General features: G+C 60.8%; 17 protein-coding genes. 9 read left to right on the top strand and 8 right to left on the bottom strand.

From position 1 onward, the window contains the following. Position 1: 1 nt before the first annotated feature. Positions 2-952: a hypothetical protein gene (locus Q1A52_RS07290; protein WP_300012949.1), complete on the top strand. Its 951-nt coding sequence runs from the start codon at positions 2-4 to the stop codon at positions 950-952. Beyond that, a complete protein-coding gene (locus Q1A52_RS07285; RefSeq protein WP_300012945.1) occupies positions 949-3,150 on the top strand; it encodes a 3-hydroxyacyl-CoA dehydrogenase NAD-binding domain-containing protein in 2,202 nt (733 codons plus the stop codon). The genes Q1A52_RS07290 and Q1A52_RS07285 overlap by 4 nt, the downstream gene beginning before the upstream one ends. A gap of 82 nt (positions 3,151-3,232) precedes the next feature. On the opposite strand, the gene Q1A52_RS07280 is transcribed toward Q1A52_RS07285, so the two are convergent. Together Q1A52_RS07280 and Q1A52_RS07275 are read right to left on the bottom strand one after the other, a co-directional pair. Further along, entirely contained in the window at positions 3,233-3,919 is a 687-nt protein-coding gene (locus tag Q1A52_RS07280; protein ID WP_300012942.1) for a Hint domain-containing protein, read from the bottom strand. A gap of 243 nt (positions 3,920-4,162) precedes the next feature. Next, positions 4,163-4,819 carry a sulfotransferase family 2 domain-containing protein gene (locus Q1A52_RS07275; protein WP_300012940.1) on the bottom strand — a complete coding sequence of 219 codons (657 nt, stop codon included), beginning with the start codon at positions 4,817-4,819 and terminating at the stop codon, positions 4,163-4,165. Positions 4,820-4,959: 140 nt separating this feature from the next. Here Q1A52_RS07275 and Q1A52_RS07270 point away from each other — a divergent pair, with 140 nt between their 5' ends. Both Q1A52_RS07270 and Q1A52_RS07265 read left to right on the top strand, forming a co-directional pair. Beyond that, complete coding sequence (locus Q1A52_RS07270; protein ID WP_300012938.1) at positions 4,960-6,591, top strand: AMP-binding protein; 1,632 nt, start codon at positions 4,960-4,962, stop codon at positions 6,589-6,591. 105 nt (positions 6,592-6,696) lie between these two features. After that, positions 6,697-7,710, top strand: coding sequence for a hypothetical protein (locus tag Q1A52_RS07265; protein ID WP_300012936.1), 1,014 nt, complete (start codon positions 6,697-6,699; stop codon positions 7,708-7,710). Here Q1A52_RS07265 and Q1A52_RS07260 read toward each other — a convergent pair. From Q1A52_RS07260 to Q1A52_RS07235, 6 genes are all read right to left on the bottom strand, one after another. Continuing rightward, the gene (locus Q1A52_RS07260; RefSeq protein WP_300012934.1) at positions 7,707-8,348 is read right to left on the bottom strand and encodes a hypothetical protein; all 642 of its coding nucleotides are present in this window, start codon (positions 8,346-8,348) and stop codon (positions 7,707-7,709) included. The two genes, Q1A52_RS07265 and Q1A52_RS07260, sit on opposite strands and share 4 nt — an antisense overlap. Before the next feature lie 91 nt (positions 8,349-8,439). Next, positions 8,440-9,072: a uracil phosphoribosyltransferase gene (gene upp / locus Q1A52_RS07255; RefSeq protein WP_300012931.1), complete on the bottom strand. Its 633-nt coding sequence runs from the start codon at positions 9,070-9,072 to the stop codon at positions 8,440-8,442. Positions 9,073-9,167: 95 nt separating this feature from the next. Continuing rightward, positions 9,168-10,364, bottom strand: coding sequence for a phosphopentomutase (locus tag Q1A52_RS07250; RefSeq protein WP_300012928.1), 1,197 nt, complete (start codon positions 10,362-10,364; stop codon positions 9,168-9,170). After that, positions 10,364-11,668: a thymidine phosphorylase gene (locus Q1A52_RS07245; protein WP_300014910.1), complete on the bottom strand. Its 1,305-nt coding sequence runs from the start codon at positions 11,666-11,668 to the stop codon at positions 10,364-10,366. The genes Q1A52_RS07250 and Q1A52_RS07245 overlap by 1 nt, the downstream gene beginning before the upstream one ends. A 5-nt stretch (positions 11,669-11,673) precedes the next feature. Further along, positions 11,674-12,063 (bottom strand): cytidine deaminase, encoded by a 390-nt coding sequence (locus Q1A52_RS07240; protein ID WP_300012925.1) that lies wholly within the window; start codon positions 12,061-12,063, stop codon positions 11,674-11,676. Between the two features lie 85 nt (positions 12,064-12,148). Then, positions 12,149-13,234 carry a cupin domain-containing protein gene (locus tag Q1A52_RS07235; RefSeq protein WP_300012922.1) on the bottom strand — a complete coding sequence of 362 codons (1,086 nt, stop codon included), beginning with the start codon at positions 13,232-13,234 and terminating at the stop codon, positions 12,149-12,151. Between the two features lie 196 nt (positions 13,235-13,430). Here Q1A52_RS07235 and Q1A52_RS07230 point away from each other — a divergent pair, with 196 nt between their 5' ends. The 5 genes from Q1A52_RS07230 to Q1A52_RS07210 all read left to right on the top strand — a co-directional run bounded on the left by Q1A52_RS07230 (position 13,431) and on the right by Q1A52_RS07210 (position 19,046). Next, on the top strand, positions 13,431-15,707 hold the full coding sequence (locus tag Q1A52_RS07230) for an NADP-dependent malic enzyme (RefSeq protein ID WP_300012919.1): 2,277 nt from the start codon (positions 13,431-13,433) through the stop codon (positions 15,705-15,707). 119 nt (positions 15,708-15,826) lie between these two features. Beyond that, positions 15,827-16,150 carry a hypothetical protein gene (locus Q1A52_RS07225; RefSeq protein ID WP_300012915.1) on the top strand — a complete coding sequence of 108 codons (324 nt, stop codon included), beginning with the start codon at positions 15,827-15,829 and terminating at the stop codon, positions 16,148-16,150. A 174-nt stretch (positions 16,151-16,324) separates the two neighbouring features. Then, positions 16,325-16,600, top strand: a complete 276-nt coding sequence (locus Q1A52_RS07220) for a hypothetical protein (protein WP_299830166.1) — start codon at positions 16,325-16,327, stop codon at positions 16,598-16,600. A gap of 161 nt (positions 16,601-16,761) precedes the next feature. Then, positions 16,762-17,079, top strand: a complete 318-nt coding sequence (locus Q1A52_RS07215) for a hypothetical protein (protein WP_300012911.1) — start codon at positions 16,762-16,764, stop codon at positions 17,077-17,079. Positions 17,080-17,153: 74 nt separating this feature from the next. Continuing rightward, a complete protein-coding gene (locus tag Q1A52_RS07210; RefSeq protein WP_300012908.1) occupies positions 17,154-19,046 on the top strand; it encodes a propionyl-CoA synthetase in 1,893 nt (630 codons plus the stop codon). The last annotated feature ends 9 nt before the right edge of the window (positions 19,047-19,055 follow it).

The raw sequence follows: 19,055 nt of genomic DNA, 5'->3' as shown, positions 1-19,055 counted from the left end.
TGTGACCCCCGCTGACGCCATCGCCATCTATCAGGACACGTTGGACAGTATATCCGACGCCGTCATGACGGAAAACGCGGTGACGTTACTGGAACGGGTCAAGCTACCCCACCTGTGGCGCACGCTGAGCCACGAAGTCATCGTGGAGACGCGGGAGGACCTGATCGACGGCATGGTGACTTTCGGTCAGGCCATCAAGGGGCTGGGCGCAACCAATCTGGTGCGCCTGGCCACCGAAGCTGAGTTTCTCAGCGAGAACTACATCACCGGGTATCACGTCACCCATACGCTGCGCGATGCGCTCCCGGTGATCGAAAGCTACGCAAACCGCATGGTTTTGATACGCGAGAACGACGTCTGGAAGATGCTGGAACTGGATAGCATGTTGGATAACCCACATTGGCCCATCTACGTCCCCCGCGTGCAAAAGCACGGGGGTGGGCGACTGGCGCCGCGGTCGCCGGAAAACGACGCGCGCAAGCTGTCGGTTGCGCCGCTCACCATCTACCAGAAGTTCATCAACGAGCTTTCTGACGCGAACAATCAGGACGATTTGGCGCTGTATTGCAGCTATTTGCTCTTTCCCTACACCTCGCACACAGAATCCACCGATACGATCATTTCGACGCCAGAGGAGGTACAGCCCTTCTTTGACATGCTGCGTGACCTGCTGGAAGAGAAATCCTGCGACCGGTTGGTGCGGCGTGCGGAAGACGCGGAGTTCATCTCCAGCGACCTGATCTGCGGCTATCATGCCACTGAATTCTGCGCGGGCGAGACCTGCGTCTTTGGCCCCATCAAATCGCGAATGGTGCTCAAGCGCGAGAACACCAATTGGTACCTGAAGTCGGTGACCAATTCGCTTTCGAACTCCAATTTCCCCTACAATGTCCCCAAGCCGTCGAACGCCTTGGTGACCCTCAGAACCATCCAAGAAAGGACCCGGACATGACCGAGTTTACAACGACAACCGACGGCGACGGAATCGCCACGATCACCTGGGATGTGCCCGGAAAATCCATGAACGTGATGTCCTACGAAGGCCTCTCGCAAGTCGACAAACTCATGGATGAGGCGCTGGGTGATGAGGCCGTGAAGGGCATCATCCTGACCTCCGGCAAGGAGGGTTCTTTTGCCGGTGGGATGGACCTGAACCTGATTGCCAAGATGAAGGCGGATGCGGGCGAGAACCCGGCCAAAGGGCTTTTTGACGGTGTCATGGACATGCACCGCCTGCTGCGCAAGATCGAACTGGCGGGCATGGACCCCAAGACGCAGAAAGGCGGCAAGCCTGTGGCCTGTGTTCTGCCCGGTACGGCGCTTGGCATCGGGCTTGAGCTGCCCTTGTCGTGCCATCGCATCTTTGCCGCCAACAACCCCAAGGCCAAGATCGGCCTGCCCGAGATCATGGTGGGCATCTTTCCGGGTGCCGGCGGCACAACGAGACTGGTGCGGAAGATGGGCGCCATGGCCGCCTCGCCGTTCCTCTTGGAAGGCAAGCTGGTGGACCCGGTCAAGGCCAAGGGCGCGGGTTTGATCGACGAGGTTTCCGACGACCCCATGGCCGCAGCCCGCGACTGGGTGCTGAACGCCAAGGACGCCGATCTGGTGAAACCTTGGGATGCCAAGGGCTACAAAATGCCCGGCGGGGCGCCCTACCACCCGGCGGGTTTCATGACTTTCGTGGGCGCGTCGGCCATGGTCAACGGCAAGACGCAAGGGGTCTATCCGGCCGCCAAGGCGCTGCTTTCGGCGGTCTATGAAGGCGCGCTGGTACCCTTCGATACGGCTCTGAAGATCGAGGCGCGCTGGTTCTCCTCGGTGCTGATGAACCCCTCCTCCGAGGCGATGATCCGCTCGCTCTTCATCAACAAGGAAGCACTGGAGAAAGGCGCTGTGCGCCCGCAGGACGTGGCCGACCAGCGGGTCAAAAAGCTCGGCGTTCTGGGAGCCGGCATGATGGGTGCGGGCATCTCCCTCGTCTCCGCGCAAGCGGGCATCGAGGTCGTGCTGATCGACCAGACGCAGGAAGCCGCCGACAAGGGTAAGGCCTATACGGCGAGCTTCGCGGACAAGGGCATCCAGCGGAAGAAGACCACGCCGGAGAAGAAAGAGCAGCTGCTCTCCCTCATCACCGCAACAACTGATCTCGACGCGCTCAAGGGGTGTGACCTGATCATTGAGGCCGTTTTCGAGGACCCGAAGGTCAAAGCCGAGATGACGCAAAAGGTAGAGGCGGTGATCCCCGAGGACTGCATCTTTGCCTCCAACACCTCCACCCTGCCGATCACCGAACTGGCCAAGGCCAGCAGCCGCCCAGAGCAATTCATCGGCATCCATTTCTTCTCGCCCGTCGAGAAAATGCTGCTGGTGGAAATCATCAAGGGCAAAGGCACCGGCGACCGCGCTGTGGCCAAGGCGCTCGACTACGTGCGCCAGATCCGCAAGACGCCGATTGTGGTGAATGACGCGCGCTTCTTCTACGCCAACCGCTGCATCATCCCCTACATCAATGAAGGCATCCGCATGGTCGCCGAAGGCGTCGAACCCGCGCTCATCGAGAATGCGGCACGTCTGGTGGGGATGCCGCTAGGGCCGCTGCAACTGGTGGATGAGACCTCCATTGATCTCGGCGCCAAGATTGCCCGCGCCACGAAGTCCGCGATGGGCGACGCCTATCCCGACGGCGCCGTGGACGAGGTGATCTTCTGGATGGAGAGCGAAGGCCGGTTGGGACGCAAATCCGCCGCAGGCTTCTATGCCTATGACGACAAGGGTAAACGTCAAGGGCTGTGGGAGGGGCTCGCCGCGAAGTATCCGGCGGCGGAGGATCAGCCGGAGCTGACGGATGTGCAGCACCGCCTGCTCTTTGCACAATCACTCGAAGCGGTGCGCGCACTGGAAGAAGGCGTGCTCATGGACATCCGCGAAGGCGATGTGGGTGCGATCCTCGGCTGGGGCTTTGCGCCATGGTCTGGCGGCCCGCTGAGCTGGCTCGACATGATCGGCGCGCCCTATGCCGCCGAACGCTGCGATCAGCTGACCGCGACCTTTGGCGATCGGTTCAAATGCCCCGACCTGCTGCGCGAGATGGCCGCGAAGGGCCAGAGTTTCTACGGTCGGTTCGGCGCCACAGCCGCTGCTGCTTGACGCTTACAACAAATAAAAAGGGGGGTCTGCCGGCCCCCCTTTTTGCTGCTCGCGTTCTGCTCGACGCCTTGTTTGAGAAACCTCAGGCCACCAGAACCATTTCGGTGGCCCCAAAAACATACCCAGTGCTTTGCACCAGCGCCTCGCGGACTTGATCGCTCTGCGCCAGTATCGCACGCGCTTCTTCAAGCGATGCAACGGAATACAGCGTGTCTGCAGGAGACACCATATCATGCAGCAGCGCCATGTTGCGCGGGCAATGGATCAGTAAACCGCCATCGATGTAGATAACCTCGTCATCCGCGAAATAGAGCGTGATCAAGTCGACCGGGTGCAGCGGCTGCTGCCGATGGATCCCGCACAGTCCCTCCAAAGCCTGTGCGGGCACGATCGCAAAGGGATCGCCCATCGGGTCGGATGCAACGTCGCTCTCCAGCATGACACCTTGATCCGGCAACAGCATGACTTCGTTCAAATTCGCAAGAGCCTCCGCCGGGATGGTTACCGGCCAGCAGCCAGGCATCATCTTTTGAGGGTCCAACCAGAGCGTGGTGCGTTGCATCTCAACAATGCGCTGAACCCCATTGTCAAACGTCAGGACCTTGTCCCCTACCGTCAACGCTTCCACCGGGCGCCAGCCGAAATTGGAAGCAACCCGCGTGCCCGCGATCAAACCGTGGCTTGCAGGCACCGGCTCGGAATGCGGGGTGGAAAATGCCTCATGCGGCCTATACGGCTTTGCCGTTACATTCACACTCCATCCGTACATGTCGTTTCAATCCCCAGTGGCGTTCCGTAGTTCAAATCCGGCAGGAACATGGTCCTTACCCAGCCAGACGACGACCAAAGCGTGACAGCGCTTTGCTGCGAATGCGGCGCATCTAAGGCATTGTTTCCACTAAAACGTGAAATATTTCTATATCGGGATGGATTGACCCCGAAAAAGAAACAAAAATCCGCCGATGAATGTGGAATACACCAAATACGTTAACCAATTCCCTCTTGCCGAGAATCACTCATCCGGATCGAAGCGATACCCAAATCGCGCGATATCCTCCGCACAGAGCGTTGCCACGATCTGGCGTGTCCGCGCGTCATAGCAGGCCCGGTAGTTCACAACCCGCCGTGACGGGTTCAGGTGAGGCAAGGACAGCTGGAACCCAAGGTGATCCATCAGGGGGGCCGAATCTTTCTCGAAAGCCTCAAGCCTAATGTAGAGAGAACAGTGCTCTGCGCCCGTCGCATCGCGCATGTAACTGCTGGCAGGTGAGTGCTGCAGACTGTCCTGAATCAATGGTGCCGCCAGGAATTCTTCGAAGGGTAAGGATTTGGACAGCATCACCGCCGGGTGGTCGAACTCCTGATCCTGCAGCCAGTGATAGTAGCTGACCACGCGGTCCCATGGATTGCGCACCAAGGTGAACGCAAACATCTGGCCAATTTCCTCGGGGGTCAGCAGCCCATCAATGTCCGTGAGGGTCGCATGTTTCCAAAGACGCCCCCGTGTCTGCAAACCCTTCAGGCGAGATTTGCGCTTACGGGCTTTGGGTGTGTCACCAATCAGCAGGTCATCTTTCATCGCGCGCGCTTCGAGAGCCGCTGCGAGCGAAGTTCCCCCGGTTTTTGGGATATGCACAAACACATAGGACCGACCCCGGGAAATGATCATGCGGCGCCTCCCACCATATCAGCTGTTTCGCAATCGGAATCCCAAATGTAAGACAATTGACTTTCCAAATGCCGCAAAAACAATATCGTAATAGCCGCGCCGTGCATAAACTACCAACGGCAAACGGGAGGACAACGAAAATGGGCTGGATGAGTGACGAAACAGGGCTGGACAAATGTGCCGCCAATTACGTGCCGCTAACCCCCCTCTCGCATCTCAAACGGGCCGCACATGTCTTTGCCGGGCACCCGGCGGTTCACTATGGCACCCACCATGTCACCTACGCGGAATACCACGAACGTTGCTCCCGCCTGGCTGGCGCACTGGCGGCGCGCGGTGTGACACCGGGCGATGTGGTGGCCACCCTTTTGCCCAACATCCCGGCGCAGGCAGAAGCGCATTTTGGCGTCCCTGCCTGTGGCGCAGTCCTGAATACGATCAACACGCGCCTCGATGTGGATACGGTCAGCTACATCTTTGATCACGGCGCAACAAAGATTGTACTGGTGGACAGCCAATTCCTGTCGCTGGCCGAAGCCGCTTGTCTCGAGATGGGCCGCGATGCGCCCACCCTGATCGAAGTCCCCGACGCGGCGGCTGGGCATCCCGCATCTGGTCGGTATGAAACCTATGAAGATATGCTCGCCAGCGCCGACCCTGCCTTTGAATGGGTCATGCCGACGGATGAGTGGGAAAGCCTCGCGCTCAACTACACCTCCGGGACCACCGGGCGCCCAAAGGGGGTCGTCTACCATCACAGGGGGGCCTACCTGATGACGATGGGCACTGTGGTCAGCTGGCGCATGGTGCTGCACCCCGTTTACCTGACCATTGTACCCCTGTTTCATTGCAATGGCTGGAACCATACATGGATGATGCCACTGATCGGCGGCACGATCATTTGCTGTCGTGACGTCACTGCGCCTGCCATTTTTGGTGCAATTGCAGATGATGGTGTTACCCATCTTGGGGGCGCACCCATCGTGTTGAACATGCTGGTAAACGCTCCTGAAGAGGAGCGGCGCGACTTCGATCACGAGGTGGAGGTCTTCACCGCAGGGGCACCGCCCGCGCCTGCCACGCTCAGTAAGATTGAAAAGCTCGGATTCAATGTCACGCAGGTTTACGGGCTCACGGAAACTTATGGCCATGTGACCGAATGCCTCTGGCGTGGCGCCGATTGGGACGGGTTGGCAGAGCCGGAGCGCGCGGCGGTGAAAGCGCGGCAGGGTGTGGCCTTTCCGATGATGGAAGACATCACCGTGCTGGACGAGGACATGCTGCAGATTCCGATGGATGGTACAGCCCAGGGCGAAATCATGATCCGCGGCAACTCGGTGATGAAGGGCTATTACAAAAACGCGCAAGCCACCGAAGAAGCTTTTGCAGGTGGCTATTTCCATTCCGGGGATATCGCGGTGCAGCATGACGACGGCTACATGAAGATCGCGGACCGGGCAAAGGACATCATCATTTCGGGGGGGGAAAACATTTCTTCCGTCGAGGTCGAGGGTGTGTTGATGGGGCATGAGGATGTGATGCTGGCCGCCGTGGTGGCCAAGCCGGATGAGAAATGGGGCGAAGTCCCTTGCGCCTTTGTCGAGCTCAAACCCGGGGCAGTCACCGATGCGGCAGGCTTGATTGCCTTTGCACGGGAAACGCTGGCAGGGTTCAAGACACCCAAGCATGTGGTTTTCGACGAGCTGCCCAAGACCTCCACCGGCAAGATCCAGAAATTCGAACTGCGCAAACGCGCCCGGGATATGTCCTGATCGGGATGTAGAAGGTGGCCTGAAGCCCACCCTACCTGCCCCTTTGCCCCGCGTCAGCCAGATGGTAAGCTGCGGCAAAGCACTAACGAGCAGCAGATCACCGCGATGACGGCCCTCAAGAAATATGCCCGGCTGGAAGCCAGCGGTCTCTGGCGCGCGTCGCCGGACGATCAGCGGCGCGAGGTGATTGTCTCCATCGGCGACGCCACTCTGATGATCTCTGATCTGCAGGATCGGGCGATCACGCACTGGTCTCTGGCCGCCGTGCAGCGGGCTAATCCGAGCAAGCGACCCGCGCTCTACCATCCCGATGGGGACACCGGCGAAACGTTGGAATTGGCTGAAGACGAACACCAGATGATCGATGCCATCGAGAAACTGCGCCGGGCGGTGGAACGCACCCGTCCACGTCCCGGCAGGCTGCGGTGGCTGGGTATGTCGCTCTCAATTGCGGCGGTTGTCGCCGCGGGGGTATTCTGGGTGCCGAAGGCGCTGATCGACCACACGTTGGCGGTTGTACCAGAGGTCAAGCGTGTTGAGATCGGCGATGCGCTGTTGCAGCGGATCGAACGGATGACGGGCCCCGCCTGTGCAGAACCTTCCGGCCAGCGCGCTCTGGCGACGTTCCGGGCGCGTCTCGGTTCAGACAGGATCAGTATCATGCCCGGCGCTGTTCAAACCAGCCTGCATCTGCCAGGTCGGCATATTCTGCTGAACCGCGGGCTGGTGGAAGATTTTGAAGAACCGGATGTGGCAGCCGGATTTGCCCTGGTCGAACAAAGCCTGTCCCGCGCCCGCGATCCCTTGCACGATCTTCTGGAGACCAGCGGAACCTGGGCAAGTTTTCAATTGCTCACCACGGGGCAGTTAAAAAGCGAAGTTCTGGACAGTTATGCTGAAATCCTGCTGACCCAGGACAGACCAAAACCTGCGCCTGAAAGCCTGTTGCCTGTCTTTGCTGCCGCACAATTGCGCAGTGCGCCCTACGCCTATGCCCGCGACATCACGGGAGAAACTGTCCTGCCTCTGATAGAAGCAGACCCGATGGCAGGCACAGAACCTAAAGTGCTGCTCAGCGACGCAGACTGGCTGCGTCTGCAAAACATCTGTGGCGGTTAGTCGATCAGCCGCCGAGGCACCGTTTTTGTCCAGACCTGATGCATGGCGGCGTGTCCAGTCAGTGTCTGTTCAGCCCGTCGCGGGTTCAAACGATCATCTTCCCAGACAGTGCGATAGCCCTTCGGCACTTTGACGTTGAGCGTATTCCGGCGCGCTTCGTAGACATGGCGCGGCATCACGCGCATGGTCGGAGTGACACCCTTGGCCGCTGCATTTGCGGGCGTAACCACCGTGCCGACAAGGTTCGGTTCAGCGCGACGCTCCGAGGTGCCACGTGCCGTCGATGTGCGTTTTGGCACGCCCGGTCGCGCAACGGCCGGGGCCGGTGCGGGACTAAGGACAAGCACCTCTTGCGAACCGGCTGCCGGCGCCTGTGGTGCCGGTTCGCGCACGGTAAAGGTGGGTTTCAAACCACAGATCAACCGCCGATCCCGGGTAACACGGGGCACCCATTGAACCGCATCATCGACACCGGCACGGATGAAAGCACAGCCCGCACTGTCCACGTACTGCCGACCCCTATAGTTGACCGGGGGAAATTCCTTGGGCGCAACAGTTGTTTGCGCCCGAACGTCCACCCCTGCGACAGTCAGAGACGCGGCTGCCGCAAGAATCGCGATAATTCTGGTAAATTTCATCATTGCCCCCACAAGATATGGGGCGACGATGCCCGAAGAGCCGAAGCAAAGCAAGGCTCGCTACAGTTATTTCCGCAGGTTCGGCGGCATTTTACTTGGTGCCGAACATCCGGTCACCGGCGTCACCCAAGCCAGGCACAATATAGCCGATGTCATTCAGCTTTTCATCCACCGCAGCGGTCACGATGGGGACGTCCGGATGCGCGTCCTTCATGCGGGCAATCCCTTCAGGTGCGGCCAGCAGGCAGAGGAAACGGATGTTGGTCGCTCCGGCCTTTTTCAGCAGATCGACTGCGGCCACGGATGAATTGCCGGTAGCCAGCATCGGATCGACAGCGATGACCAGACGATCATCCAGGCCTTCGGGCACCTTGAAGTAGTATTGCACCGGCTGCAGCGTTTCTTCATCGCGGTACAGCCCGACAAAGCCGACGCGCGCCGAGGGGATCAGCTCCAGCACCCCATCAAGCAGCCCGTTGCCCGCGCGCAGGATCGAAATCAACGCGAGCTTTTTGCCATCCAGCGTCGGTGCATCCATCACCTGCATCGGCGTCTCAATCTGCTTGGTCGTCATCGGTAGGCCGCGGGTCACCTCATAGGCCAGAAGCTGGCTGATCTCGCGCAAGAGCTGGCGGAAGACGGCCGTCGGCGTGCCCTTGTCCCTCATGATCGTCAGCTTGTGTTGCACCAACGGGTGATCAACAAGGGTCAGATGGTCGGTCATGGGGCACCTCTTTTTAAACCTGCCTCCGTTTAGACCCGAAGGCGACCAAGCTGCAAGCAGGCGACAGCAAATTGCCGGGCCAAAGCCACAACGGATCAGGCGGCCGGCACCGGCACATGCAGATGCTGCGCAACAAGTGTTGCCACATCACTGAACCCAATGTGTCCAAGGGCCTCGGTCCCCATACCCGCGATCAGCACCGGCACCCGTTCGCGGGTGTGATCCGTGCCGACCCAAGTGGGATCGTTTCCGTGATCGGCGGTGAAGATCATGATGTCTCCATCCCGCAATTGACCGATGAGCTTGCCGATTTCAGCATCGAACCACTCCAGCGCCCGCGCATAGCCGGAGACATCGCGCCGATGTCCGTACAGACTGTCAAACTCGACGAAATTGGCGAAGGTCAGGCTGCCTTCCTCGGCTGTGGCCACCAGAACCGCTAGATGCTGCATCAGGACTTTGTCCGGGCCCTTGCGCACGCGGTCGATGCCCTGCATCGAAAAGATATCACCGATCTTACCGACGCCGTAGACCTTGCGCCCGGCATCCTGCACCCAATTGGTCAGCACGGGTTTCGGGGGCGCAATTGCAAAATCACGCCGGTTTGCCGTGCGCCGGAACCCGCTCTTTGGACCGCCAATAAACGGGCGCGCAATCACGCGACCCACGCGCATCTCGTGCAGCGTCGGTGCGAGCTCTTCACAGAGAGTCAGCAGCTTTTCCAACCCGAACGCCTCTTCGTGGGCAGCGATCTGAAACACGGAATCCGCAGAGGTGTAGCAAATCGGTCGACCCGTTTCCATGTGCTCTGCGCCGCATGCCTCGATGATGGCTGTACCCGATGCATGGCAATTGCCCAAAATACCATCTGTCCCGGCCAGCGCGGCGGTCTTTTCGACCAGATCCGCCGGGAATGCAGGGTCCTCATTCGGGAAATAGTGCCAGTCCCACGGCACCGGCACACCGGCCAGTTCCCAATGACCGGACGGTGTATCCTTACCCTTTGATATCTCCGTTGCGACCCCCCAGGTTCCCATGGGTTCCTGCCCAAGGCCCAAAGCAATCTGCCCACTGGCCAGTTGTACGGCCCGCCCCAGGCCTAGGGCATCCAGATTAGGCATACGCAAAGGGCCAAGGCGTCCCTCTGCCGCGCCGCCCTGTGCACAGGCGCGCGCGATGTGCGCAAGTGTGTTTGCCCCCTCATCCGGGACGGCTCCGTTATGGTAGAGTGCCGCGTCGGGTGCCCCACCGATCCCAACGGAATCCATCACAACCAGAAATGCGCGTGCCATCAGCCTACTCTCTCCTTGATCAGAGGCAGTGACTCGGGAGCGGATGGGCCAATCGTGATCGCCGCCCGCACCGCCACCGCCGCCCTGTCCGCCGCATCAGGCCGTGCCGCGTGAACAACCGCTAAGGGCTGGCCCTGCGCAATCTTGTCGCCCAGACGCACCACCTGCCCCAAACCGACAGCAGGGTCAATCGTATCGCTTTCCACCACGCGTCCGCCGCCCAGATCGACCACAACCATGCCCAAGGCTTCGCCGTCTATGGCCGTGACATAGCCCGACGCAGGGGCTTTGACCTCGCGGACCACCGTCGCTTCGGGCAGGAAACGCGCCCAGTTCTCGACAAATCGGACAGGCCCGCCCACGGCCGCAATCATCCGGCCGAAATGCTCTGCCGCGCGCCCGTCCTGCAACGCCGCCGTGATGGCATCCGTGCCTGCCTGCACGTCTTTCGCCAGCCCGGCATTGGCCAGCAAGACGCCGCCAAGCGCTGCGGAAATCTCAACGAGGGGCCCGCTTGGGTCGGCGGTCAGAACCCGCATCACCTCCGCCACTTCCAGCGCGTTACCAAGGCTCGCAGCCAGCGGTTGGTTCATATCACTGATGACAGCTGTGGTCTTGCATCCGGCGGCATTGGCGGTCTCCACCAGTGCCTTTGCAAGCGCCCGCGCCGCGTTCATATCCTTCATGAAAGCCCCACTGCCGGTTTTTACATCCAGCACTAGACCTTCCAACCCGCCCGCGAGTTTTTTGGAGAGGATGGACGCGGTGATCAGATCGAGGCTGTCCACGGTCGACGTGACGTCGCGCACTGCGTAAAGCCGTTTGTCTGCAGGCGCGATATCGGCACTGGCCCCGACGATCGCACAGCCGGCCTCTGCGACCACATCCCGAAAGCGCGGCTCCTCCAACTGCGTCGTAACGCCGGGGATCGCGTCGAGCTTGTCGAGCGTCCCGCCCGTGTGACCCAGCCCTCGTCCAGAGATCATCGGCACAAAGGCGCCACAAGCGGCCAGTGCAGGCGCCAGAACCAAGGAGACACAGTCTCCAACCCCGCCGGTGGAGTGTTTGTCGACCACCGGCCCATCAAGGTTCCATTCCAGCACGCGCCCACTGTCCCGCATGGCCAGTGTCAGGGCGACCCGCGCCTCGTCATCAAGCCCGCGCACGCAGATGCCCATGGCAAAGGCCCCGGCCTGCGCATCACTCACCGATCCGTCTGCCAGCCCGGCGGCCAGCCAGGCCAGATGTTCCTTTTGCAAGGCCTCGCCATGCCGCAATCGGGCCAGAATGCTGCGGGCGGTCAACAGGCTCATGTCTCCATATGCGCCGCGTTGAACACGCCGGGCAAAAGCTCTGCAACCGTTGTGACCTGCTCCACACCGCCGGTGGTTGCCATGGTAACGCGGGCGGCGCCTTCGGCGAATTCGGCCAGCTTTTGACGGCAACCGCCGCAAGGTGTCACCGGCATCGGTGATCCCGCAATCACATAGGCCTCTGTCAGCGCCGTCTCGCCCGCCGCCACCATTGCCGCGATGGCCCCTGCCTCGGCGCAGGTCCCCTCGGGATAGGCGACATTCTCGACGTTGCAGCCAACGTAGACAGCGCCCGACTCGCCCCGGATCGCGGCACCGACCTTGAAGTTCGAATAGGGCGCATGCGCGTTCTCGCGCACCGCGGCTGCGGCCTCCTTGAGGGACATCGGCAAAGCTCTCCACACCATCGTTCGGCCTGCAGGGTGTCCCCAGTTGCACAGCTTTGCAAGGGTATCAACGCGGTTTTCTGCGCTATCCCTGCGTCGTCCGAAACACGCCCGGCAGGGAGACTTCGAGCAATTCAATATCGTCGGAGGGGTCCGCATAACGTGTTTTCATCCCCGGCGGGATCACGAAGGCATCGCCTGCTTCCAGCGCGTGCGGCGCGCGGCCTTCGCCCTCCAGCACCATGCGCCCGTCCATGACAAAGGTGAAAAGGATGTCACTGTCATGCTGTGTCCAGGCGCTTTCCCCGCTCTCTTTCCGCACCACATGTACCCCGGCGACGTTTTCCGTGTGCTCGGCGATGGTCGTATCCCGGCTCTGGAATCCCGGCACGCGGAACGGCTGCCACCGGGCTTCCTCTGCCTTGTGGTGCACAAACCGCTGGCCCTTAAACACCCGGTCGGGATTGGCAGGACCGTTCGGAAGCTCCATCTCGTGGTCGATGGTTGTGACATGTTCGGCTGGCACCCCGATCTCGATCACTTCGATGTTGTCAGAAGCATAAAGGACCCGGTGCCGGATTTCCGGTGGCTGGATCACGCAGTTGCCCGCATGCAGGCGGAAGGGCGCGCCCTGATCTTCATAAACCAGATCGACCCAGCCTCGGTAACAGAAGATCAGCTGGAACCCGACCGTGTGATAATGCACCATGTCCGGCACCGGGCCGCCATCCGGAATGCGGATGTGGCTGGCGATAATAGACCCGCCGAGCCGGTCAGGGATCAGATCGCGGTAGTGCATGCCCGCGCGCCCGATTACCCAGGGCGCCTGATCCGCCAATCGGCGCACAACAAAGCTGTGCACGGTGTCCGGCATCACCAGCGGTTCTTTCAGCGGGCGGATTTCGATGCGCGTACCATTCGGTGCCGCCAGGTTTGTCCGACCGTCGGCAAAGCTCTCCGGATCATCCGCCAGAATGCGCAATACCCCGGGCGAGACGTCAGCACCCTTTTGCACCCGGATGCGCACCCCGTGGCCTGCGAAGACGGCGACCGTGGGATCATCTGCCGGATAGATCATCTCCATGCGCATCCCCAACACCTTGGTAAAAAAAGGAATATCCTCGCGCAATTCCTGCGTCGGCAGCAGTATTTCAGCCCTGATTTCGTCCATTTACACCCCCTCTCACGCCGTATCCTGCGCCGTGATCACCCGATTGACAAGCCGCCGCCCGCTTCTTCTGGCCATAAATATCCCGGGGGAGTTTGAGGGGCAGCGCCCCTCATCCAGTCCCAAGCAAAACAGCACCTTGGCCGCCGCCGCCACTTGGTTTAACACTAAACTATTCTCTGGGAGGAGCGTCCATTTCATGACCGATACCAAGAACCTGCGCCAGGCGGCACTGGACTATCACGAATTTCCAAAACCGGGAAAACTCGAAATCCGCGCCACCAAGCCGCTGGCGAACGGTCGCGATCTGGCCCGCGCCTATTCCCCCGGGGTGGCCGAAGCCTGTCTTGAGATCAAGGCCGACCCGTCAACCGCCGCCCGCTACACCGCGCGCGGCAATTTGGTGGCCGTGGTCAGCAATGGTACCGCGGTGCTGGGGCTCGGCAATATCGGCGCGCTCGCCTCCAAGCCGGTGATGGAGGGCAAGGCGGTGCTCTTCAAGAAATTCGCTTCCATTGATTGCTTTGATATCGAAGTCGATGAAACAGACCCGGAAAAACTCGCCGATATCGTCTGCGCGCTGGAGCCCTCCTTTGGGGCCATCAACCTCGAAGACATCAAGGCACCCGACTGTTTCACGGTAGAACGCATCTGCCGTGAACGCATGAACATTCCCGTCTTCCATGACGACCAGCACGGCACCGCCATCGTGGTGGGTGCGGCTGTGAAAAATGCCCTGCATGTGTCGGGCAAATCATTTGAGGACATCAAGATCGTCTCGACCGGTGGCGGGGCGGCGGGCATCGCCTGTCTGAACATGCTGCTCAAGCTCGGCGTGAAGCGCGAAAACGTCTGGCTCTGCGACATTCACGGCCTCGTCTATGAGGGGCGTGAGGTTGATATGAACCCCTCCAAGTCGGAATTTGCGCAAAGCTCCGATCTGCGCACTCTGGAGGATGTCATCCCCGGCGCCGATCTCTTTTTGGGCCTGTCCGGGCCCGGCGTGCTGACGCCTGATATGGTCAAACGGATGACCGACCGTCCAATCATCTTTGCCCTTGCCAACCCGACCCCGGAAATCCTGCCGGATCTTGCCCGCGAGGTCGCCCCCGATGCGATCATCGCCACAGGCCGCAGCGATTTTCCCAATCAGGTCAATAACGTGCTGTGTTTTCCCTTCATCTTCCGGGGCGCGCTCGACGTCGGCGCCACCACGATCAACGACGAAATGGAACTGGCCTGTATCGACGGGATTGCCGAGCTTGCGCGCGCCACGACCTCCGCCGAGGCGGCGGCTGCCTACCAGGGTGAGCAACTGACATTCGGGGCCGACTACCTGATCCCCAAGCCCTTCGATCCGCGATTGGTCAGTGTTGTCTCCTCTGCCGTGGCACAGGCCGCGATGGAAACCGGGGTGGCCACGCGGCCCATTGAAGACCTGGATGCCTACCGACAGAAACTCGACGGTTCGGTGTTCAAATCCGCTTTGCTGATGCGCCCGGTGTTTCAGGCCGCCCGCACAACCCCGCGCCGCATCGTCTTTGCCGAAGGTGAGGATGAACGCGTGCTGCGCTGCGCCCAGGCGATGCTGGAGGAAACCACCGAACGCCCCATTCTCATCGGGCGCCCGGAGGTCATCGAGACGCGACTGGACCGCGCCGGCCTGACCATCCGGCTGGGCAAGGACGTCGATCTGGTAAACCCCGAAAACGACCCACGCTACCGGGACTACTGGGAGACCTACCACGAGCTGATGGCGCGGCGCGGCGGCACGCCCGACATCGCCCGCGCGATCATGCGCACAAACACCACCGCCATTGGCGCGGTGATGGTGCACCGCGAAGAGGCCGACAGCCTGATCTGCGGCACCTTCGGCGAGTTCAGCTGGCACCTTAACTACCTGACCCAGATCCTTGGCCGGAACGATCTGCGCCCGGTCGGAGCCCTGTCGATGATGATCCTCGAAGACGGCCCGCTTTTTGTCGCCGACACCCAGGTCCACCTGCACCCCGACCCCGAGCAGATCGCCGAAATCGCCATCGGGGCCGCGCGCCATGTGCGCCGCTTCGGGATCGAGCCGCGGATCGCCTTCTGTTCGCAATCGCAATTCGGCAACCGTGGCGACGGCACCGGCGGGCGCCTGCGCGCGGCCATCAGACTGCTGGATTCTCAGGGTCATGATTTCTGCTACGAAGGCGAGATGAACATCGACACCGCCCTCGATCCGGAGCTGCGCGCGCGTATCCTGCCCGGCAACCGGATGCCTGACGGTGCGGCCAATGTGTTGGTCTTTGCCCACGCCGATGCGGCCTCGGGCGTGCGTAACATCCTGAAAATGAAAGGTGGCGGGCTCGAGGTTGGACCGATCCTGATGGGCATGGGCAACCGGGCCCACATCGTCTCGCCGTCGATCACCGCAAGAGGACTACTGAACATGTCCGCCATCGCGGGCACACCCGTGGCCCAGTACGGTTGAGACCTTTCAGAACATATTAACAAAGTCTTCAGGACCCTGATCACGACGATCCGTAGTGAGCGCGGCAGCACACGTGCATTTGCACGTTTTGCCAAACTCATTTCGAAACGGATCAGGATATGAAACGAAAGAAACACATTTTATTTGTCGGCGCGCTTTGCCTGCTCGGCGCGTGCGCCACACTGGTTGAAGAGATGCGAGGCCAGGTAGTTGTCGATGGGGTCGTCTATGAAACCCGGACCCGGACCTACGCCCGCGCCGATGGCAGCGGATTTTCAAGCACCAAGGTGATTTTTCACGGGCAAACCTACTATTGTAGCACGACGGGCGGCCACACCTGCGCCGACACCGTGCGCGATCTCATCAATGGCAACCACCTCAACCACCCGGGACGGCGGTCAGTGACACCACCGGGCGGAGGCGGCTACACGCCCCCAATTTAACCCCACCGTCGGCGTGCTCCCCCATGCAGAGGGCACGCCGTCGTAAGCTCATCACGGCAAAACACGCTTTTGTAAGGACCACATCCACGGGTTGATTTCCAATCGTACGATCACATCTCCTTTTCATATCGGCGTAGAACGCGCCGGTGTTTTTGTTCAGAAGGAAATTATCCAGTGTTCCGCAAATCGCGTTTTTTCCCCGCCCTCACCGTACTCGCCCTGGGGGCCTGTGCTACGGTCGCTGAAGAACAGCTCAGCACCATTATTGTCGATGACGAGAGTTACGTTCTGCGCACCCGGACAATCGAAGGCCCAAACGGACCTTTCGAGACCACAAGCGCCCGTGTCCGCGGCAAGTATTTCATTTGCAAAATCGACAGCCCCGGTGATTGTGAAGCCGCCGTGCGTCGCGGCAGGGAAGCCAATATCTTTGATCGGGATTCAATCTGATCCCAAACGACGGGCCAACCCGCCACGCGTCTGTCACGCGCGATCACTAGCATTCCAGATCCTGCAACATTCCGAGCGGCGGCCCGTCCCTCTTCCTAAGTCGAAACTGCAAGTCCCGGCGTCCTCCACAGGCCGGGGCCTCATCGATACAGGAGCTTCCTATGAAAATCGTCCCCTTACCTGCCTTCATCCTCAGTGCAGCGACAGCACTCGGCGCAACAACAGCCTTCGCCGCCACACAATCCGGCACAGTAACCGTTCACGGTCGCGACTATGAAACCATCATTCGCGAATTCCAGCAGCGCGGCGGCACCGTGCTGACCGGCGAGGTGCGCGTCTATAATCGCAGCTGGGGGTGCAATCCGCTCGCGCCCGGCGATTGTGAAGATGTGGTGCAGCGCGTCCTCAACGCTGACTCGATCAGCACCAATGGCGGGGTCAACGCCAGTCCGATCCGTGAAATAATCGGAAAGCGTTAGCCCTCACATACTTGCCCTTCCCCTCACCTTGGGCGTAACCATGGCGCCGATACGGTTCAGGGGGAGACAAATCGATGACATACCGCGCCACCTATGACGCCAGCATGGCGGATCCCGAAGGTTTCTGGATGCAGGCGGCGGATGCCATTGATTGGACGAAACCTCCCAGCCAAGCCTTGTTTGATCGTGGAGAACACCTCTACGAATGGTTTGCCGACGGGTTGACCAATGGCTGCTACAACGCGGTGGACCGCCACGTCGAAAACGGGCGTGGCGATCAACCGGCAATCATTCACGACAGCCCGATCACCGGCACCAAATCTTCCATCACTTACGCGGAGTTGCAGACGCGGGTCGCCTCGCTGGCGGGCGCGCTGGTCGCTCAAGGGGTGGCCAAGGGAGATCGCGTCATCATCTATATGCCGATGGTGCCGGAAGCATTGGAAGCGATGCTGGCCTGTGCGCGCATCGGCGCGGTGCATTCGGTGGTTTTTGGCGGGTTTGCCGCAAACGAACTGGCCGTGCGGATCGACGATTGCCAGCCCAAGGCCATCCTCGCAGCCTCCTGCGGGTTGGAGCCGGGGCGTGTGATCCACTACAAACCCCTGCTGGATGGCGCGATCGACATCGCCGCGCACAAGCCCGACGTCTGCCTCATCCTGCAGCGGGAGCAGGAGCGCGCCACGCTGATTGACGGGCGTGATCTTGACTGGCACGCCGCACAGGAGGGCGTTGCCCCCGCCGCTTGCGTTCCTGTCGAAGGCAATCACCCCGCCTATATCCTCTACACTTCCGGCACGACCGGCGCGCCCAAGGGCGTGGTGCGGGCCACCGGCGGGCACCTCGTGGCACTGCACTGGACGATGAAGAACATCTACAACGTCGATCCGGGCGATGTGTTCTGGGCCGCCTCCGATGTGGGCTGGGTCGTGGGCCATAGCTACATCTGTTACGGGCCGCTGATCCACGGCAACACCACCATTGTTTTCGAGGGCAAGCCCGTGGGCACCCCGGATGCGGGCACCTTCTGGCGGGTGATCGAAGAGCACAACGTGCGCAGCTTTTTCACTGCCCCCACGGCCATTCGCGCCGTGAAACGCGAAGACCCCAAGGGCGAGTACAAGGCGAAATACGACCTCTCCGGCCTGCGTGCCTTGTATTTGGCGGGGGAACGCGCAGATCCCGATACCATCGAATGGGCGCAGGACCTGCTGGGTGTTCCGGTCTACGATCACTGGTGGCAGACGGAAACCGGCTACACCATCGCGGGCAACCCCGCAGGGCTGGAGGCATTGCCTGTCAAGGTGGGTTCCCCCACAGTCGCGATGCCGGGCTATGACGTGCAAATCCTTGACGAGGCCGGACATCCGCAAGAACCGGGCGAGCTTGGCGCCATCGCGATCAAGCTGCCGCTGCCCCCCGGCACGCTGCCCACGCTCTGGAACGCGACGGACCGCTTCCGCAAGAGCTACCTGACCACCTTCCCCGGCTATTATGAAACCGGCGACGCGGGCTTGATGGACGCGGATGGCTATCTCTACATCATGGCGCGCACCGATGACGTGATCAATGTCGCAGGCCACCGGCTCAGCACTGGCGCGATGGAAGAGGTCCTCGCGGGGCACCCGGATGTGGCGGAATGCGCCGTGGTCGGCGTCTCCGATCCTCTCAAGGGGCAATCACCCTTGGGTCTGTTGTGCCTGACCAACGGCGTGAACCGCCCGCATGGTGAGATCACGGGCGAATGCGTCAAACTGGTGCGTGAAAAGATCGGCCCGGTGGCTGCTTTCAAGAACGCCCTGGTCGTGGACCGCCTGCCCAAGACACGGTCCGGCAAGATCCTGCGGGCCACGGTTGTGAAAATCGCGGACAATCAAGAGTTCAAGATGCCCGCGACAATCGATGATCCGGCCATTCTGGATGAAATCCGCACGGCCCTGCAGACCATCGGATATGCCAAGGGATAAGGCCGACGC

Origin of the sequence: uncultured Roseobacter sp. (assembly GCF_947488185.1) — a bacterium.
Taxonomy (GTDB): domain Bacteria; phylum Pseudomonadota; class Alphaproteobacteria; order Rhodobacterales; family Rhodobacteraceae; genus Roseobacter.
This window is presented reverse-complemented; position numbering and strand designations above follow the sequence as displayed.